We start from the raw sequence: 18528 nt of genomic DNA on the forward strand, positions 1-18528 counted from the left end.
CAATAGTGTTGGGTGGCGGCACGATAGCCTGAGGAAATACCCATGAAAGCTGATATCCATCCAGTTTACGAAGCCATTGACGCAACCTGCAGCTGCGGCAATGTCATCAAAACCCGTTCCACACTGGCCAAGCCTCTGAGCCTGGACGTGTGCAACGAGTGCCACCCGTTCTACACCGGCAAGCAAAAAACTCTGGACGTCGGCGGTCGTGTCGACAAGTTCAAGTCGCGTTTCGGTGCATTCGGTCCTACCAAAGCTCCTGCTGCAGAGTAAGGTTGGCCGTTCTGGAGTCGCCGATGGGTTTCTCCAGGCTGCTTAAGAAGGCGTCCCTCGCGGGCGCCTTTTTTATGTCCGCGATTTGGCTTTCGACGGCTCAGGCCTTGTGCCCTGCGCCGCCGTCTCTGCCTCTGGTTCAGGTACAGCGAGTGGTGGATGGCGACACGGTGCGCCTGAGCGATGGTCGCAGCGTTCGCATGATTGGCCTGAATACGCCAGAAACCGGCAAAAAGGGTCAGTCCGCCCAGCCGTTTGCCGAAGCGGCCAAGCGTCGATTGCAGGCGTTGGTGGATGCCAGTGGCGGGCAGGTCAGGCTGCGCGTCGGTGAAGAGCCGACCGATCACTACGGTCGCACCCTCGCCAACGTCTATGGCCACGATGGCGCCAACCTTGAAGCGCAACTGCTGGCGGAAGGCCTTGGCTATCTGGTTGCGGTCGCACCAAACGTTGCGCTGGTGAGCTGTCAGCAGGCTGCCGAGAAGTCGGCTCGTCAGGCGGGCCTTGGCTTGTGGCGCAATTCGCCGGTTCAGCCGGCGGCGCAGATCAACGCCGGCGGGTTCGCGTTGGTCAGTGGGCGCGTGACCAGCGTGCAGCGCAATGGCGGTGGTCTGTGGATCGAAATCGGCGACGCGCTGGTGTTGCGCATTGCGCCCAAGCTGCTCGGCCAGTTCGACACTGCCGCGCTGCAGCGCTTGAAGGGTCAGCGAATCGAAGCCCGTGGCTGGGTGGTTGATCGTTCGCGTCGGGGCGGTCTGAAATCAGGCCAACCGCGCTGGATGATGTCGATTACTCACCCTGCAATGTTGGATACATTAAATAAATAAATTGTAGACATATTTGGCGTGGATTGTCGCCGCTGGAGGCCTTGTTTCTTGCAGCTCTACGCTGAAAGTCGTAGATGCGGCCTCTTGACACAGGTGACCCGCCAGTCTTGTTAGGACTTTATGACTTGCGTATGCTCGGCGGTCCGTCTGTCCAACAGCAAAAAAGCGGAATGCCCCCATGTCAGATTTGAAAACTGCCGCTCTCGAATATCACGCTCATCCCCGTCCAGGGAAACTCAGCGTCGAGCTCACCAAAGCCACTGCAACCGCTCGCGATCTGTCGCTGGCCTACAGCCCGGGTGTGGCTGAGCCGGTCCGCGAAATCGGTCGCGATCCGGAGCTTGCCTACAAGTACACCGGCAAAGGCAACCTGGTAGCGGTCATCTCTGATGGCACCGCGATTCTGGGTCTGGGTAACCTCGGGCCTCTCGCGTCCAAGCCGGTCATGGAAGGCAAGGGCGTGCTGTTCAAACGCTTTGCCGGTATCGACGTGTTCGATATCGAAGTCGATTCGGAAAGCCCGCAGGCCTTCATCGACACCGTGCGACGCATCTCCATCACCTTCGGCGGCATCAACCTGGAAGACATCAAGGCACCTGAGTGCTTCGAGATCGAAAAGGCGCTGATCGAGCAGTGCGACATTCCGGTTTTCCACGATGACCAGCACGGCACCGCGATCGTTACCGCAGCCGGCATGATCAACGCGCTGGAAATCGCAGGCAAAACCCTGGAAGCGGCGAAGATCGTCTGCCTGGGCGCTGGCGCTGCAGCCATCTCCTGCATGAAGTTGCTGGTGAGCATGGGCGCGAAGATCGAAAACATCTTCATGATCGACCGCAACGGCGTGGTTCACGACGGGCGTACCGATCTGAACCAGTACAAGGCACAGTTCGCTCACTCCACCGACAAGCGCACGCTGGCCGATGCTCTGGAAGGTGCTGATGTGTTCGTCGGTCTGTCCGGTCCGAACCTGCTGAGCGCTGAAGGCCTGAAGTCGATGGCGGCCAATCCGATCGTGTTCGCTTGCTCGAATCCGGATCCGGAAATCTCGCCGGAACTGGCTCACGCCACCCGCAGCGACGTAATCATGGCGACCGGCCGTTCGGACTACCCGAACCAGGTCAACAACGTGCTGGGCTTCCCGTTCATCTTCCGTGGCGCACTGGACGTTCGCGCCAAGCGCATCAACGAAGAGATGAAGATCGCCGCGGCCAACGCTCTGCGCGAACTGGCCAAGCTGCCGGTGCCTCAGGAAGTCTGCGATGCCTACGGCGGCATCGCCCTGGAATTCGGGCGTGAGTACATCATTCCGAAACCACTGGACGTGCGCCTGCTGACTATCGTTTCCGATGCCGTTGCAAAGGCAGCCATCGAAAGCGGTGTTGCGACCCTGCCGTATCCAAAGCACTACCCGCTCAAGAGCGTGGATGACGTGTTCAACGGCTGATAACCGCAGCCACAAAAAACCCAGCCAAGTGCTGGGTTTTTTTTGAGCTGCAAGCTACAAGCTACAAGCTACAAGCAGTGCAAAGATCGCCGCTGCTCTTGCCTTTACTTGTAGCTTGCCGCTTCAAGCTCGGCGCTGCCTCACTAGAACAAATCGATCGGCGCTGATTCGTCCGCCGGCAGCGGGCTGCCTGGGGGAGGGCTGCCGCCGAGTTCGTTCACGCTAGGCGGCGTGTCTTCGCTCTTGAACAGCTCGAAGAACGCACCCGGCGTGCTCGGCGTGGCGGAGCGGCCGCTGACGGGGTCGATGCGCAGGCTGAGGATGCCGTCCGGTTCGGCTTGAACATGGGGCGGCTTGTCCTTCAGGGCGGCGCTCATGTACTTCATCCAGATTGGCAGCGCAACCGTGCCGCCGAACTCATGGCGACCCAGGCTTTCCGGTTGATCGAACCCGGTCCAGACCGTGGTCACATAATCCGCGTTGTAGCCCGTGAACCATGCGTCCTTCGATTCGTTGGTGGTACCGGTTTTGCCTGCGATATCCGGACGGTTCATCGCCAGAGCGCGGCGACCTGTGCCGCGTTTGATCACGTCCTGCAGCATGCTGTTGAGGATGTAGACCGTGCGACCGTCAACAATCCGTTCCGCAACGACAGGTGCTGGCGCTGCGCCCGAAGCATCCAGCGCGTTCGGCACGACGTTGGCGGTCAACGGCGGGGTTTCTGGCGCAGCGTACGTCGATGCGCTACTGATGGCCGCTTCGCTGACCGCTTTCGGGTTAGGGTCGTTGGCGGGCACTGTCGGCGGATTGGCGACGAACAGGGTTTTGCCTTCACGGTCCTCAATCTTCTGGATGAGGTACGGGCTGATCTTGTAACCGCCGTTGGCAAACGCACTCCAGCCGCCGACGATTTCCATCGGTGTCAGGGTTGCGGTGCCCAGTGCTAGAGACAGGTTGGGCGGCAAATCCTGCTTGTTGAAGCCAAAGCGGGTGATGTAGTTGATCGCGGTGCTCACGCCCAGGCTTTGCAGCAGGCGGATCGACACGAGGTTGCGTGACTTGTACAGCGCCTCGCGCAGCCGAATCGGACCCAGGAAGGTGCCCGTGTCGTTCTTTGGCCGCCAGACTTTGTCGATGGCCTCGTCGACGAACACGATCGGCGCATCGTTGACCAGGCTGGCGGCGGTGTAGCCGTTGTCCAGCGCTGCCGAATAGAGGAACGGCTTGAAGCTGGAGCCCGGCTGACGTTTGGCCTGCATCGCGCGGTTGTAGTTGCTTTGCTCAAACGCGAAGCCGCCGACCAGCGCACGAATCGCGCCGTTCTGCGGATCCAGCGAAACCAGCGCGCTCTGCGCCACGGGAAGCTGGCTGAACTTGAGCGAGTTGTCCGGCTGACGCTGCAGGCGCACCAGATCACCGACATGGGCGACATCGCCGGGCTGCTTGGGATTGGCGCCGACGCTGTTGGTGTTCAGGAACGCCTTGGCCCACTTCATGCTGTCCCAGGCGACGGTTTCTTCGTTCTCGCCGTTGCGGGTCAGGACGCGGATGCCGGTCTTGTCGACCTGAGTGACGATGGCTGGCTCCAGACCGCTGATCGGACGCTGTTTGCTCAGCTCCTGCACCCAGCCCTCGCGGGTCAGGCCGGGGAACCGGCTCTCAGGTCCACGATAGCCATGGCGCTGGTCGTATTCGATCAGGCCGTCCTGCACCGCCTTGTTGGCGTCTTCCTGCAAGCCGCTCGGCACGGTAGTGGTGACGCGGAAGCCTTCTGTGTAGGCTGCGCTGCCATAACGACCCACCATTTCGGCGCGCGCCATTTCAGCGATATACGGCGCATTCACTTCAGGACTTTGAACGTGATAGCTGGCGTTGATCGGCTCGACAAGCGCGGTCTGGTAGGTGTTCTGGTCGATTTTCCCCAGTTTGAACATGCGGCCCAGAATCCAGTCGCGGCGCTCTTTGGCACGCACCGGGTTGGCCAGTGGGTTGAATCGTGACGGCGCCTTGGGCAGGCCGGCGATCATTGCCATCTGCGCAACGCTCAGGTCGCGTATCGATTTGCCGTAGTAGACCTGCGCCGCGGCCTCGATGCCGTAAGCGCGGTTACCCAGATAGATCTTGTTGACGTACAGCTCGAGAATCTCGTCCTTGGTAAGTTGGCGCTCGATTTGCAAGGCCAAAAGAATCTCGGTGGTTTTGCGCGAAAAACTGCGCTCGCTGGTCAGGAAGTAATTTTTTGCGACCTGCATGGTGATGGTCGAGCCGCCGGACTGAATGTGACCGCTCTTGACCAGTTGGCTGGCCGCGCGCATCAGGCTGCTCGGGTCCACGCCATAGTGGTTCTCGAAGTTATCGTCTTCGGCCGACAGCAGGGCGTGGATGAAGTTGGGGGGAATGTCGGCGAAACGGATGGGGGAGCGGCGCATTTCGCCAAACTCTGCAATCAGTTTGCCGTCGCTGCTGAACACGCGCAGCGGGATCTGCAGCTGAATATTGCGCAGGGCATCGACCGAGGGCAGGTTCGGGGCCAGATAGAGAAAGGCGCCGCTCAGGCCGAGCAGCAGCCCGCAGACGACCGCGACGATGGACCACCAGACGAACTTCAGCAGGCGTATCAAGGCTTTTGGATTTCCAGAAAAAAGAATGAGTTAGACGCAGGCATTTACAAATGAACACGCCTTGAAGCTTTGGTACACGAAAAAAACGCTGGGCATTATAAGCATTTTTCGTCGTCGAGCGTTATTTGCGCTACTGTCAAGTCAGCCGACAGTGGCACTGGACTAGAAATCATCCGTAAGTGACGGAAACGCATAGGGAATCGGTTGTGTTCGAACTCTTCAGTAAGAAGGCCAACACCCTTCTGGGGATCGATATTAGCTCCACCTCGGTCAAGCTCCTGGAGCTAAGTCGTTCCGGCAACCGTTACAAGGTCGAGTCTTATGCGGTCGAGCCACTGCCCGCCAACGCAGTGGTCGAAAAGAACATCGCGGAGCTCGAAGGTGTCGGCAGTGCTTTGACGCGTTTGCTGGTAAAAGCCAAGAGTAACGTCAAAATCGCGGCGGTTGCCGTCGCCGGTTCGGCTGTTATTACCAAGACCATCGAGATGGACGCAGGTCTTTCCGACGACGAGATGGAAAACCAGCTTAAGATCGAGGCCGATCAGTACATTCCCTATCCGCTCGAAGAAGTCGCCATCGACTTCGAAGTCCAAGGCTATTCGGCGCGCAATCCCGAACGCGTTGAGGTATTGCTCGCCGCCTGCCGCAAGGAAAACGTAGAAGTGCGCGAAGCCGCGCTGGCACTGGCCGGGCTCACCGCTCGCGTGGTCGACGTCGAAGCCTATGCCTTGGAGCGCTCGTTCGGTCTGCTGTCGGCGCAATTGGGCCAGGACCACGAACAGTTGACCGTCGCCGTCATCGACATCGGCGCGACCATGACCACCCTCAGCGTGCTGCACAACGGCCGCATCATCTATACGCGTGAACAATTATTTGGCGGTCGCCAGTTAACCGAAGAAATCCAGCGCCGTTATGGCTTGTCGGTCAGCGAGGCCGGGCTTGCGAAAAAGCAGGGCGGACTCCCCGACGACTACGTTATGGAAGTCCTGCAGCCGTTCAAGGACGCCGTGGTGCAACAGGTGTCCCGTTCGCTGCAGTTTTTCTTCGCTGCCGGCCAGTACAACCGCGTCGACTACATCATGCTGGCCGGCGGCACCGCCTCTATTTCCGGTCTTGATCGGCTGATCCAGGAACGCCTGGGCACGCCGACGCTGGTGGCCAACCCCTTTGCTGACATGGCGCTGAGCGTCAAGGTCAACGCCGGCGCCCTCGCCAGCGATGCTCCCGCACTGATGATCGCTTGCGGTCTGGCCCTGAGGAGCTTCGACTAATGGCACGGATCAACTTACTTCCCTGGCGCGAGCAGCAACGCGAGGAGCGCAAGAAGCGCTTCATTCTGGCACTGGTTGGTGTGCTGGTGCTTGGCGTAGGCGCCATTCTTTTGGCTGATCAATATTTGAGCAGTGCCATCGCCCACCAAAACGCTCGCAATCAATTTGTCAGGACCGAAATCGTCCAGCTCGATGCGCGCATCAAGGAGATCAGCGAGCTGAAGGCGCGTCGCAAGCAATTACTGGAACGGATGAAGATCATTCAGGACCTGCAGGGTAACCGGCCAATCATCGGACGCATCTTCGATCAGATGGCTCGTACCCTCCCCGATGGCGTCTATTTCAACGACGTGAAGATGACCGGACAGATGATCAGCATTTCCGGCGCTGCGGAATCCAATAACCGGGTGTCGGACCTGCTGCGGAATCTGGATGCGTCTGACTGGCTGGAGTCGCCGAGTCTGACCGAGGTCAAGGCAAACACTGCGGCGGGTGGCGTGGATCAGACCAATACCTTCCAGTTGACGGTGCGCCAGACGCAGCCAGCCGTTGAGGGGGTCAAGCCATGAGCATGAATGATTGGCTCGATAGCCTGAAAAAGATCGACATCAACGACCTGGACGTCAATAACCTGGGTTCATGGCCTGCTGCGGTGAAGACCATTGCCGGCGCGCTGTTGCTGGCGCTGGTACTGGCCGGTGGGTACTTCTTCTATATCCAGGACATGCAGACTCAGCTCGATCAGGCCCGTGGCGAAGAGACAGCGCTGAAAGAGCAGTTCGCGACCAAGGCTTATCAGGCTGCCAACCTCGCGGCCTACAAGAGCCAGATGGTGGAGATGGAAAACACCTTCGGCGCCTTGCTGCGGCAGTTGCCAAGCGACACCGAAGTCCCCGGCTTGCTGGAGGACATCACCCGCACCGGTCTGGGCAGCGGCCTGGAGTTCGAGGAGATCAAGTTGCTCCCCGAAGAGGCCCAGCAGTTTTATATCGAATTGCCGATCCAGATTACCGTGACAGGCAGTTACCACGACCTCGCGACCTTCGCCAGCGGCGTCGCCAGCCTGCCGCGAATCGTGACCCTGCATGACTTCGAGATCAAACCGCTGGACGCCAAGTCCCCCGGCAAGCTGCGCATGAGCATCCTTGCCAAGACCTATCGCTATAACGACAAAGGTCTTCAGAACGTCGACACGAAAGGGCCAACGAAATGAGGGCGATGCGTTGGTTGTGCGTCGGCGTCACGCTGATGGGGCTCGCGGGTTGCGACAGCTCAAACGAATTTGACGATCTCAAGCAGTTCATGGCCGAGGTGCGCGCGCGGCCTGTTGGTACCATCGAGCCGATGCCCAAGTTCCGGCCGTATGAAGCCTTTACGTATGCGGCGGCCAGTTTGCGCAGTCCGTTTCAGCCGCCGATCAAGATCGATCTGGTCAACCGTCCAAAGGGCTCGCACTTGGTGCAGCCTGATCCGACGCGGGTCAAGCAGTTCCTCGAAGGCTTCAACATCGATTCCTTCGAAATGGTTGGCACGTTGAGCAATGAAACCGGCACGTTCGCGCTGCTTCGCGGGGCGGGTGGGGTGCATCGAGTGAAAGTGGGCGATTACCTGGGGCGTAACGATGGCCGGATCACGGCGATCACCGACTCGGCGGTGCAAGTGATGGAAATCGTTCCGGACGGAGAGGGGGCGTGGCTGGAGCGCCCGCTCAGCATCTCTCTCAAGGAGCGCTCATGAAGACGGCAAGCAAGCGAAGCACCTTCGGATCGGCACAGTGGTGGAATGTGAACATGAACAGGATTCTTTCGATTATCGGCCTGTCGCTAGGGATGGCGATGCTTTCACCGGTTGTCCAGGCGGCTAACCTCAAGACGCTGGATGTCGCCGCATTGCCGGGGGATCGAGTCGAATTGAAACTGTCCTTCGACGGTCCGGTGGCGGCGCCTCGCGGCTACACCACCGAGCAGCCGGCGCGCATCGCGCTGGACTTGCCGGGCGTGACCAGCCAGTTGGCGATCAAGAGCCGTGACCTGGGTTCAGGCAATGCCCACAGCGTAGTGGTCGTCGAAGCCAAGGACCGCACGCGCGTGATCATCAACCTCACCACACTCGCGCCGTACAGCTCGCGTGTCGACGGCAACAACCTGTTCGTGGTCGTGGGGCAGGGCGCTGCCGCGGCCCAGGGCTCGCAGCCGAGCACTGCCACAGGCGCAGCGCGAGTGAGTGTGCCGAGCGGACCTGCCGCGCAATCGAAACCCGTTGCCCGCTCGTATGCGCCGGGCCCACGGTCGGTAAAAAACGTCGACTTCCAGCGTGGAGAGTTGGGTGAAGGCAACGTCATCATTGAATTGAGCGACACCGGCATTGCGCCCGATATTCAGGAGCAGGGGGGCAAGATCCGCGTTGATTTCGCCAAAACGCAACTGCCTGAACCGCTGCGCGTGCGTCTGGATGTGAAGGATTTCGCGACCCCGGTGCAGTTCGTCAATTCCAGCGCCACAGGTGACAAGGCCAGCATCTCCATCGAGCCGTCCGGCGCGTTTGATTACTCCGCCTACCAGACCGACAACAAGCTGACCATTAGCGTGCGTCCCCTGACCAACGAAGATCAGGAGCGCCGCAACTCGGAGAAACTGGTCTACACCGGCGAGAAACTGTCGCTGAATTTCCAGGACATCGACGTGCGTTCGGTGCTTCAACTGATCGCCGACTTCACCAACCTCAATCTCGTGGCGAGCGACACCGTTCAAGGCGGCATCACCCTGCGCCTGCAGAACGTGCCGTGGGATCAGGCGCTGGATCTGGTGCTCAAGACCAAAGGCCTGGATAAGCGCAAGATCGGTAACGTTTTGCTGGTCGGTCCTGCTGATGAGATCGCCGCTCGCGAGCGCCAGGAGCTGGAATCCCTGAAGCAGATTTCCGAGCTTGCCCCCCTGCGTCGCGAGTTGCTGCAAGTGAACTACGCCAAGGCCGCCGACATCGCCAAGCTGTTCCAGTCGGTGACCAGCGCTGAATCGAAGACCGACGAGCGCGGTTCGATCACCGTCGATGAGCGCACCAACAACATCATTGCCTACCAGACTCAGGATCGTCTCGACGAGTTGCGCCGCATCGTGTCGCAGCTGGACATCCCGGTGCGCCAGGTGATGATCGAGGCCCGTATCGTCGAAGCCAACGTCGATTACGACAAGGCCCTTGGCGTGCGCTGGGGCGGGTCGAGCAACAGAGGCAATTTCACCACCGGCGGCAGCGGCACCGTGACGGGCGCAGCAGCGACCAACGGTCCCTATGTCGACATGGGCGTGACCGATGCCACCTCGTCTATCGGTCTGGGCTTTCTGACCAACAACACGATTCTTGATCTTGAGCTGACGGCCATGGAGAAGAGCGGCAACGGCGAAGTGGTCTCGCAGCCGAAGGTCGTTACGTCGGACAAGGAAACCGCGAAAATTCTGAAAGGTACGGAAGTGCCTTATCAGGAAGCGAGCTCCAGCGGCGCGACGTCGGTGTCATTCAAAGAGGCCTCGCTGTCGCTGGAAGTGACCCCGCAGATCACCCCTGACAACCGCATCATCATGGAGGTCAAGGTCACGAAGGATGAGCCGGACTACGTGAATACCGTGCTGGGCGTGCCGCCGATCAAGAAAAACGAAGTCAACGCCAAGGTGCTGGTGGCCGATGGCGAGACCATCGTAATTGGTGGCGTGTTCTCGAATACGCAGAGTAAAGTCGTCGACAAGGTGCCATTTTTGGGCGATGTGCCGTATGTTGGCCGCCTTTTCCGGCGCGATGTGGTTTCGGAGTCAAAATCCGAGCTGTTGGTGTTTCTCACTCCGCGTATCATGAATAACCAGGCGATTGCTGTGAGTCGTTGATTCTGTGCGAAATTTAATTCTTGTGGGGCCGATGGGGGCGGGCAAAAGCACCATCGGTCGCTTGCTGGCCAAAGAGCTTCGACTGCCGTTCAAGGATTCCGACAAGGAAATCGAGCTGCGAACGGGCGCCAATATTCCCTGGATCTTCGACAAGGAAGGCGAAGCGGGTTTTCGTGATCGCGAACAGGCGATGATCGCCGAGCTCTCCGCACTGGACGGCGTAGTCGTGGCCACCGGCGGTGGTGCAGTCATGCGCGAAGAAAACCGCCGCGCGCTCCACGCCGGTGGTCGGGTGGTGTATTTGCATGCATCGGTTGAGCAGCAGGTGGGCCGCACCTCGCGTGATCGCAATCGCCCCTTGCTGCGCACCGCTGATCCGGCGCGGGTGCTGCGCGAACTGTTGGCCATCCGCGATCCGCTGTACCGCGAGATCGCCGATGTCATCATCGAAACCGATGAGCGGCCGCCGCGAATGGTGGTTATCGACATCCTCGCCCTGCTGGCCGAGCTTCCTCCCCGTTAAAGCGCAGACGGAAATGCGCTATCCTCGGCGACCATAAAAAGTGGGGTCGCTACATGGCCTTGCGCCATAGCCGGTATCGGCGTTTTTTCAGACGCCCGCAGGCAACCAATTGTTAACAGCGTGGGGACACATGCAGACACTCAAGGTCGAGCTTGGCGAACGCAGCTACCCGATCCATATCGGCGAAGGCTTGCTGGATCAGCCCGAGTTGCTCAAGCCGTACATTGCCGGAAAACAGGTGGCGATCATTTCCAATGCCACCGTCGCGCCGCTGTACATGGACCGCCTCACCCGATCCCTTGCCGGTTACAGCGTCTTGCCGATCGTGCTTCCCGACGGTGAAGCCTTCAAGAACTGGGAAACCCTGCAAACCATCTTCGACGCGCTGCTCACCGCGCGCCATGACCGCCGCACCACTGTGATTGCGCTGGGCGGCGGCGTTATCGGTGACATGGCCGGCTTTGCGGCGGCCTGTTACCAGCGCGGCGTTGAATTCATTCAAGTGCCGACCACGCTGCTGTCCCAGGTCGATTCGTCGGTCGGTGGCAAAACTGGCATCAATCACCCGCTGGGCAAAAACATGGTCGGCGCGTTCTATCAGCCCAATGCGGTGCTGATCGATACGTTGTCGCTGAACACCCTGCCTGAGCGCGAGCTGTCCGCCGGTCTTGCCGAGGTCATCAAATACGGTTTGATCTGTGACGAACCGTTCCTGACGTGGCTCGAAGAGAACGTGGACAAGCTGCGCGGGCTGGATCAGGCCGCGCTGACCACGGCGATCGAGCGTTCGTGCGCTGCCAAGGCTGCAGTCGTTGGCGCCGATGAGCGCGAGTCCGGCGTGCGTGCCACACTGAACCTCGGCCACACTTTCGGCCACGCCATCGAAACCCACATGGGCTACGGCGTGTGGCTGCACGGCGAGGCGGTGGCCGCAGGCACGGTGATGGCGCTGGAGATGTCGGCGCGTCTGGGCTGGATCAGCGAGCAGGAACGTGACCGCGGCATTCGTATTTTCCAGCGCGCCGGCTTGCCGGTGGTTCCGCCGGAAGACATGACGCCCGAGCACTTCCTCGAGCACATGGCGGTGGACAAGAAGGTCATTGACGGTCGTCTGCGTCTGGTGCTGTTGCGTCGCATCGGTGAAGCAGTAATAACTGACGAATATCCACAAGAAGTACTACAGGCCACACTGGTCGCGGACTACCGCGCCTTGGTGCATCAGCTTAGAGGTTAATGAGAAATCCATGACTAGTTTGCACGCCGATGAGGCCTTCCTCGGTCATTACCAGTTGAGTCATGACCCCTTTGCAACGCGGGTTCCCGGCTTCAAATTCTTCCCGGCACAGCGCAAGCCTGTGCTGGGTCAGTTGCATCATCTCGCGCGATACAGCCAGCTGTTGTTGGTCGTCACGGGGCCTCAGGGCAGTGGCAAAACACTGTTGCGTCAGGCACTGGTGGCGAGCACCAACAAGCAGTCGGTGCAGAGCGTTGTGGTGTCCGCGCGTGGCGCAGGTGATGCGACGGGCGTGTTGCGTCAGGTTGCCCAGGCGCTGAACGTCGCTCAAGCGGAAATGCGCCCGATCCTGGCGCAAGTCGTGCAGTTGGCGCTGACCGGTCAGGAAGTCTACATCCTGGTGGACGATGCCGAACAACTGGGCGAATCCGCACTCGAAGCGTTGTTGGGATTGGCAGCAGGCACCCCGGAAGGGCGTCCGCATGTCTTCCTGTTCGGCGAGGCTTCGATCATTGATCGCCTGGATCAGCTGTGCGCCGAGAGCGGTACCGAGGAAGAGCGCTTCCACGTTATCGAGCTCGCGCCGTATACCGAAGAAGAAACCCGTGAGTATCTGGCTCAGCGTCTCGACGGCGCAGGGCAGGGCGTGGAGTTGTTCAGCGCCGCACAGATCACTGATATCCACGAGCAGTCCGGTGGGTGGCCAGGCGCGATCAACCAGGTCGCGCGCGATTCGATGATCGAAGCCATGATTGCCAGCCGCTCTGCGGTCAAGCGTCCAAGTATGGGGTTCAAAATGCCTAAGAAACACGTGTTGGCTTTGGGTGGGGTTGTTGTTGCAGCCGTTCTCGCGGCGTGGCTGATTCCAGGCCGCAGCAACGCACCTTCCACTGCACCTGCCAACTCTCAGGCGCAACTGCCTCTGGGTCAGGGCCAGGCGCCTGCGCAACAATCGAACAACGGTGGCCCGGCCATCGAATTCGCCGGTAACTCGCAGCCTATGCCTTTGCCGATGAACGGCTCGCAACCGGCGACCCGCGCGCCGCTGGCTGAAGCCGCAGGCTCGGGCGAAGGTGATGGCGAAGATGGAGGCCCTGCGGCTAATCAGTCGCTGCAGCCACCGACCGTGACCACCACTGCGCCACCGGCGGGTGCGACGGCGAGTCCTGCTCCGACCATGGCTCAGCAGCCGGTTCCGGCAACGCGCCCTGCACCGGCGGCCAAGCCAACGCCTGCTCCGGCGCCTGCCGCGAAGCCTGCGCCAGCGCCGACTCAGGTGGCCACCGCCAAACCTACCCCGGCCCCTGCGGCCAAACCAGCTGCGGCAGCTGCAGCGTCCGGCGCTGCGGGCAGTGGCTGGTACGCAGGTCAGGCACCGACGCATTATGTGGTGCAGATCCTCGGCACCAGCTCCGAAGCCACCGCGCAGAGCTACGTGAAAGAGCAAGGCGGTGAATACCGATACTTCAAGAAAACCCTGCAGGGCAAGCCCCTGTTTGTGGTCACTTACGGCAGCTTCGCCGACCGCAACGCGGCACTGACCGCTATCAAGGCCTTGCCAGAGAAGGTTCAGGCTGGTAAACCTTGGCCTCGTACTGTCGGCAGTATCCAACAGGAACTCGCCGCCGCTCGCTGATGACGCAGGGACCTTATCCAGGTCCCTCGCTTGGCCCTCCCGATATCACGCATGAGCGTGCTGCCAATGAGCAGCGCGCCTTGCGGTGTCTGCGTCTCAGGCACGCATTGATCTTTGGGCTCTCGTTGGTCAGACTCGCAACAGAGCTCTGGCTAGCACGAGAATCGATATAAAACCTTTCACGAATGCGACATAAATTTGCGACACTTCGTCGTCAAATTTGTGAGGACTTGTGTCGCTGTGTACAATGACCTCCCTTTTGCTCCCGCAAAGCCGGCATACGTTCGGCGTGGATGGTAAATGGTTGAATTGAAAAGAAATTTGCCTCGTTAAGGGGCAGCCTGGTGAGAATGTGTCTATGAAAGCAGGTCTGTACCATCCAGAAGAATTCAAGGATAACTGTGGTTTCGGCCTGATCGCCCATATGCAAGGCGAGCCCAGTCATCACCTGTTGCAGACGGCTATCGAAGCCCTGACCTGCATGACCCACCGTGGTGGTATCAACGCCGACGGCAAGACCGGTGACGGTTGCGGGCTGTTGATGCAAAAACCTGACACCTTCCTGCGCGCGGTCGCCACCGAAGCTTTCGGCGTCGAGCTTCCGCGCCAGTATTGCGCAGGCATGGTCTTCCTCAATCAGGACGACGCGAAGGCTGAAGCCGCCCGCGAAAACATGAACCGTGAAATCCTCGCCGCCGGCCTGACCTTGATTGGCTGGCGCCAGGTGCCGATCGACACCAGCGTACTGGGCCGTTTGGCCCTTGAGCGCTTGCCGAAGATCGAACAGGTGTTCATCGGAGGCGAAGGCCTGAGCGATCAGGAATTCGCGATCAAGCTGTTCTGCGCACGTCGTCGCTCCTCGGTGGCCAACGCTGCCGACACCGACCACTACATCTGCAGCTTTTCCCACAAGACCATCATCTACAAAGGCCTGATGATGCCGCGTGACCTCACGGCATTCTTCCCGGACCTCAACGACGAGCGCCTGCAAACCGCGATTTGCGTGTTCCACCAGCGCTTCTCGACCAATACCCTGCCGAAATGGCCGCTGGCTCAGCCATTCCGCTTCCTCGCCCACAACGGCGAGATCAACACCATCACCGGTAACCGCAACTGGGCTCAGGCCCGTCGCACCAAGTTCGCCAACGACCTGATGGACCTCGACGAACTGGGGCCGCTGGTCAATCGCGTGGGTTCCGACTCTTCCAGCATGGACAACATGCTCGAGCTGATGGTGACCGGCGGCATCGACCTGTTCCGTGGCGTACGGATGCTCGTGCCGCCGGCGTGGCAGAACGTCGAAACCATGGACCCGGATCTGCGCGCGTTCTACGAATTCAACTCCATGCACATGGAGCCGTGGGACGGCCCGGCCGGCATCGTCATGACCGAAGGCCGCCACGCCGTCTGCCTGCTGGACCGCAATGGCCTGCGCCCTGCGCGCTGGGTGACCACCAAGAACGGCTACATCACCCTTGCTTCGGAAATCGGCGTGTGGAACTACAAGCCCGAAGACGTCATCGCCAAGGGCCGTGTTGGTCCGGGCCAGATCTTCGCTGTGGACACCGAAACCGGGCAGATCCTCGACACCGACGCCATCGACAGCCGTTTGAAGTCGCGCCACCCGTACAAGCAGTGGCTGCGCAAGAACGCCCTGCGTATTCAGGCGACGCTGGAAGACCACGACCACGGTTCGGCGTTCTACAACCCGGATCAGCTCAAGCAGTACATGAAGATGTTCCAGGTCACGTTCGAAGAGCGTGATCAGATCCTGCGCCCGCTGGGTGAGCAGGGTCAGGAAGCGGTCGGCTCCATGGGCGATGACACGCCGATGGCGGTGCTGTCCCGTCGTGTCCGCACGCCGTACGATTATTTCCGTCAGCAGTTCGCGCAGGTCACCAACCCGCCGATCGACCCGCTGCGTGAAGCCATCGTCATGTCGCTGGAAGTCTGCCTCGGTGCCGAGCGCAACATTTTCCAGGAGTCGCCAGAGCATGCGTCTCGCGTGATCCTCAGCTCGCCGGTCATTTCCCCGGCCAAGTGGCGCTCGCTGATGACCCTGGATCGTCCGGGCTTTGATCGTCAGATCATCGACCTGAATTACGACGAAGCCATGGGCCTGGAAGCGGCCGTGCGCAACATCGCCGATCAGGCTGAAGAGGCCGTGCGTTCGGGCAAGACCCAGATCGTCTTGAGCGACCGCCATATAGCGCCAGGCAAACTGCCGATTCACGCGTCGCTGGCCACCGGTGCGGTGCATCACCGTTTGACCGAAAAAGGGCTGCGCTGCGACAGCAACATTCTTGTCGAGACAGCAACGGCTCGCGACCCGCACCATTTCGCCGTGTTGATCGGCTTCGGTGCGTCGGCGGTGTACCCGTTCCTGGCCTACGAAGTGCTGGGCGACTTGATCCGTACCGGTGAAGTGCTGGGCGATCTGTACGAAGTCTTCAAGAACTACCGCAAGGGCATCACCAAAGGCCTGCTCAAGATCCTGTCGAAGATGGGCATCTCGACCGTCGCGTCCTACCGTGGCGCGCAGCTTTTCGAGGCCATCGGCCTGTCGGAGGAAGTCTGCGACCTGAGCTTCCGTGGCGTGCCGAGCCGCATCAAGGGCGCGCGTTTCGTCGATATCGAAGCCGAGCAGAAAGCCTTGGCCTTTGAGGCCTGGAGCGCGCGCAAGCCGATCCAGCAGGGCGGTTTGCTGAAGTTTGTCTACGGCGGCGAATACCACGCGTACAACCCCGATGTGGTGGCGATGCTGCAAGCTGCCGTGCAACAGGGCGATTACAGCAAATTCAAGGAATACACGGCGCTGGTGGACAATCGTCCGGTGTCTATGATCCGTGACCTGCTCAAGGTTAAAGAGCTCGATACGCCGCTGGCCATCGATGAAATCGAGCCGCTGGAGGGCATTCTCAAGCGCTTCGACTCGGCGGGTATTTCACTCGGCGCGTTGTCGCCGGAGGCCCACGAAGCACTGGCCGAGGCGATGAACCGCTTGGGCGCGCGCTCCAACTCCGGTGAGGGCGGCGAAGATCCGGCGCGCTACGGCACCATCCGCAGCTCCAAGATCAAACAGATCGCGACCGGCCGTTTTGGCGTGACGCCTGAGTACTTGGTCAACGCCGACGTGCTGCAGATCAAGGTCGCCCAGGGCGCCAAACCGGGCGAGGGCGGGCAACTGCCAGGCGGCAAGGTCAACGGCCTGATCGCCAAGCTGCGCTACGCAGTGCCGGGCGTGACGCTGATTTCGCCGCCGCCGCACCACGACATCTACTCCATCGAAGACTTGTCGCAGCTGATCTTTGACCTCAAGCAGGTCAACCCGGCCGCGTTGGTCTCGGTCAAGCTGGTGGCCGAAGCGGGCGTGGGCACGATCGCAGCCGGTGTAGCCAAGGCCTATGCCGACCTGATTACGATTTCCGGCTATGACGGCGGCACCGGTGCATCCCCGCTGTCATCGATCAAATACGCGGGCTCGCCATGGGAAATTGGCCTGGCCGAAACCCACCAGACCCTGCGCGGCAACGACCTGCGCGGCAAGGTTCGGGTGCAGACCGACGGCGGTCTGAAAACCGGCCTGGACGTTATCAAGGCGGCCATCCTCGGCGCCGAAAGCTTCGGCTTCGGCACCGCGCCGATGATCGCGCTGGGCTGCAAATACCTGCGCATCTGCCACCTGAACAACTGCGCCACCGGCGTGGCGACTCAGAACGACAAGCTGCGCAAGGACCACTACATCGGCACCGTCGACATGGTGATCAACTTCTTCACCTACGTGGCTGAAGAAACCCGCGAGTGGCTGGCCAGGCTGGGCGTGCGTTCGCTGGAAGAACTGATCGGGCGTACCGATCTGCTGGACATCCTGCCGGGTGAAACCGCCAAGCAGCAGCATCTCGACCTGACGCCGCTGCTGGGCAGCGACCACATTCCGGCCGACAAACCGCAGTTCAGCCAGGTCGAGCGCAACCCGCCGTTCGACAAAGGCCTGCTGGCCGAGAAAATGGTTGAACTGGCGATCACCGCCATTCAGGCCAAGAGCGGCGGCGACTACGAGCTGGACATCTGCAACTGCGACCGCTCCATCGGCGCGCGGATTTCCGGCGAGATCGCCAAGCTCCACGGCAACCAGGGCATGAACGACGCGCCGGTGACCTTCCGCTTCAAGGGCACGGCCGGGCAGAGCTTTGGCGTGTGGAACGCCGGCGGCCTGAACATGTACCTGGAAGGCGACGCCAACGACTACGTCGGCAAAGGCATGACCGCCGGCAAGCTGGTGATCGTGCCGCCTAAAGGCAGCCCGTTCAAAACCCAGGACAGCGCCATCATCGGCAACACCTGCCTGTACGGCGCGACTGGCGGCAAGCTGTTCGCGGCGGGCACGGCGGGCGAGCGTTTCGCAGTGCGTAACTCTGGCGCCCACACCGTTGTGGAAGGCACGGGCGACCACTGCTGCGAATACATGACCGGCGGTTTCGTCTGCGTGCTGGGCAAGACCGGCTACAACTTTGGCTCAGGCATGACGGGCGGCTTCGCATACGTGCTCGATCAGGACAACACCTTCGTTGACCGGGTCAACCACGAGCTGGTCGAGATTCAGCGCATCAGCGGGGAAGCGATGGAAGCCTATCGCAGCCACCTGGAGCGTGTGCTGGCCGAATACGTGACCGAAACCGACAGCGAGTGGGGCCGCAATCTCTGGGAAAACCTGGACGACTACCTGCGCCGCTTCTGGCTGGTCAAGCCGAAAGCCGCGAGCTTGAAGTCGCTGTTGTCCAGCACCCGCGCGAATCCGCAATAACAGCAGCTGCGAGCGGC

Annotated in this window: 13 protein-coding genes; 12 read left to right on the top strand and 1 reads right to left on the bottom strand. The window is 60.6% G+C overall.

The genetic code is table 11. The features are described 5' to 3' along the window. Nucleotides 1-42: 42 nt before the first annotated feature. The 3 genes from rpmE to FX982_RS09435 all read left to right on the top strand — a co-directional run bounded on the left by rpmE (nt 43) and on the right by FX982_RS09435 (nt 2547). A complete protein-coding gene (gene rpmE, locus FX982_RS09425; protein WP_122533935.1) occupies nt 43-273 on the top strand; it encodes a 50S ribosomal protein L31 in 231 nt (76 codons plus the stop codon). A gap of 23 nt (nt 274-296) precedes the next feature. Further along, on the top strand, nt 297-1100 hold the full coding sequence (locus FX982_RS09430) for a thermonuclease family protein (protein ID WP_172610439.1): 804 nt from the start codon (nt 297-299) through the stop codon (nt 1098-1100). A 178-nt stretch (nt 1101-1278) separates the two neighbouring features. Next, nucleotides 1279-2547, top strand: coding sequence for a malic enzyme-like NAD(P)-binding protein (locus FX982_RS09435; RefSeq protein ID WP_122533933.1), 1269 nt, complete (start codon nt 1279-1281; stop codon nt 2545-2547). A gap of 143 nt (nt 2548-2690) precedes the next feature. On the opposite strand, the gene FX982_RS09440 is transcribed toward FX982_RS09435, so the two are convergent. Beyond that, a complete protein-coding gene (locus FX982_RS09440; RefSeq protein WP_438826320.1) occupies nt 2691-5165 on the bottom strand; it encodes a penicillin-binding protein 1A in 2475 nt (824 codons plus the stop codon). Nucleotides 5166-5374: 209 nt separating this feature from the next. On the opposite strand from FX982_RS09440, the gene FX982_RS09445 reads away from it, so the two are divergent. The 9 genes from FX982_RS09445 to gltB all read left to right on the top strand — a co-directional run bounded on the left by FX982_RS09445 (nt 5375) and on the right by gltB (nt 18511). Next, nucleotides 5375-6439, top strand: a complete 1065-nt coding sequence (locus FX982_RS09445; protein ID WP_074890782.1) for a pilus assembly protein PilM — start codon at nt 5375-5377, stop codon at nt 6437-6439. Then, complete coding sequence (locus FX982_RS09450) at nt 6439-7008, top strand: PilN domain-containing protein (protein ID WP_122533931.1); 570 nt, start codon at nt 6439-6441, stop codon at nt 7006-7008. Before FX982_RS09445 ends, FX982_RS09450 begins: the two co-directional genes overlap by 1 nt. After that, nucleotides 7005-7652 (top strand): type 4a pilus biogenesis protein PilO, encoded by a 648-nt coding sequence (gene pilO, locus FX982_RS09455; RefSeq protein ID WP_172610441.1) that lies wholly within the window; start codon nt 7005-7007, stop codon nt 7650-7652. The genes FX982_RS09450 and pilO overlap by 4 nt, the downstream gene beginning before the upstream one ends. Continuing rightward, nucleotides 7649-8176 (top strand): pilus assembly protein PilP, encoded by a 528-nt coding sequence (locus FX982_RS09460; protein WP_065986622.1) that lies wholly within the window; start codon nt 7649-7651, stop codon nt 8174-8176. The genes pilO and FX982_RS09460 overlap by 4 nt, the downstream gene beginning before the upstream one ends. Before the next feature lie 53 nt (nt 8177-8229). Further along, complete coding sequence (gene pilQ, locus FX982_RS09465) at nt 8230-10314, top strand: type IV pilus secretin PilQ (protein ID WP_172610442.1); 2085 nt, start codon at nt 8230-8232, stop codon at nt 10312-10314. Between the two features lie 4 nt (nt 10315-10318). Beyond that, entirely contained in the window at nt 10319-10837 is a 519-nt protein-coding gene (gene aroK, locus FX982_RS09470) for a shikimate kinase AroK (RefSeq protein WP_065986620.1), read from the top strand. A 130-nt stretch (nt 10838-10967) separates the two neighbouring features. Further along, nucleotides 10968-12071: a 3-dehydroquinate synthase gene (gene aroB / locus FX982_RS09475; protein ID WP_172610443.1), complete on the top strand. Its 1104-nt coding sequence runs from the start codon at nt 10968-10970 to the stop codon at nt 12069-12071. Between the two features lie 10 nt (nt 12072-12081). After that, entirely contained in the window at nt 12082-13707 is a 1626-nt protein-coding gene (locus tag FX982_RS09480) for an SPOR domain-containing protein (RefSeq protein WP_172610444.1), read from the top strand. 358 nt (nt 13708-14065) lie between these two features. After that, nucleotides 14066-18511, top strand: a complete 4446-nt coding sequence (gene gltB / locus FX982_RS09485) for a glutamate synthase large subunit (protein ID WP_172610445.1) — start codon at nt 14066-14068, stop codon at nt 18509-18511. The last annotated feature ends 17 nt before the right edge of the window (nt 18512-18528 follow it).

Origin of the sequence: Pseudomonas graminis (genome assembly GCF_013201545.1) — a bacterium.
Taxonomy (GTDB): domain Bacteria; phylum Pseudomonadota; class Gammaproteobacteria; order Pseudomonadales; family Pseudomonadaceae; genus Aquipseudomonas.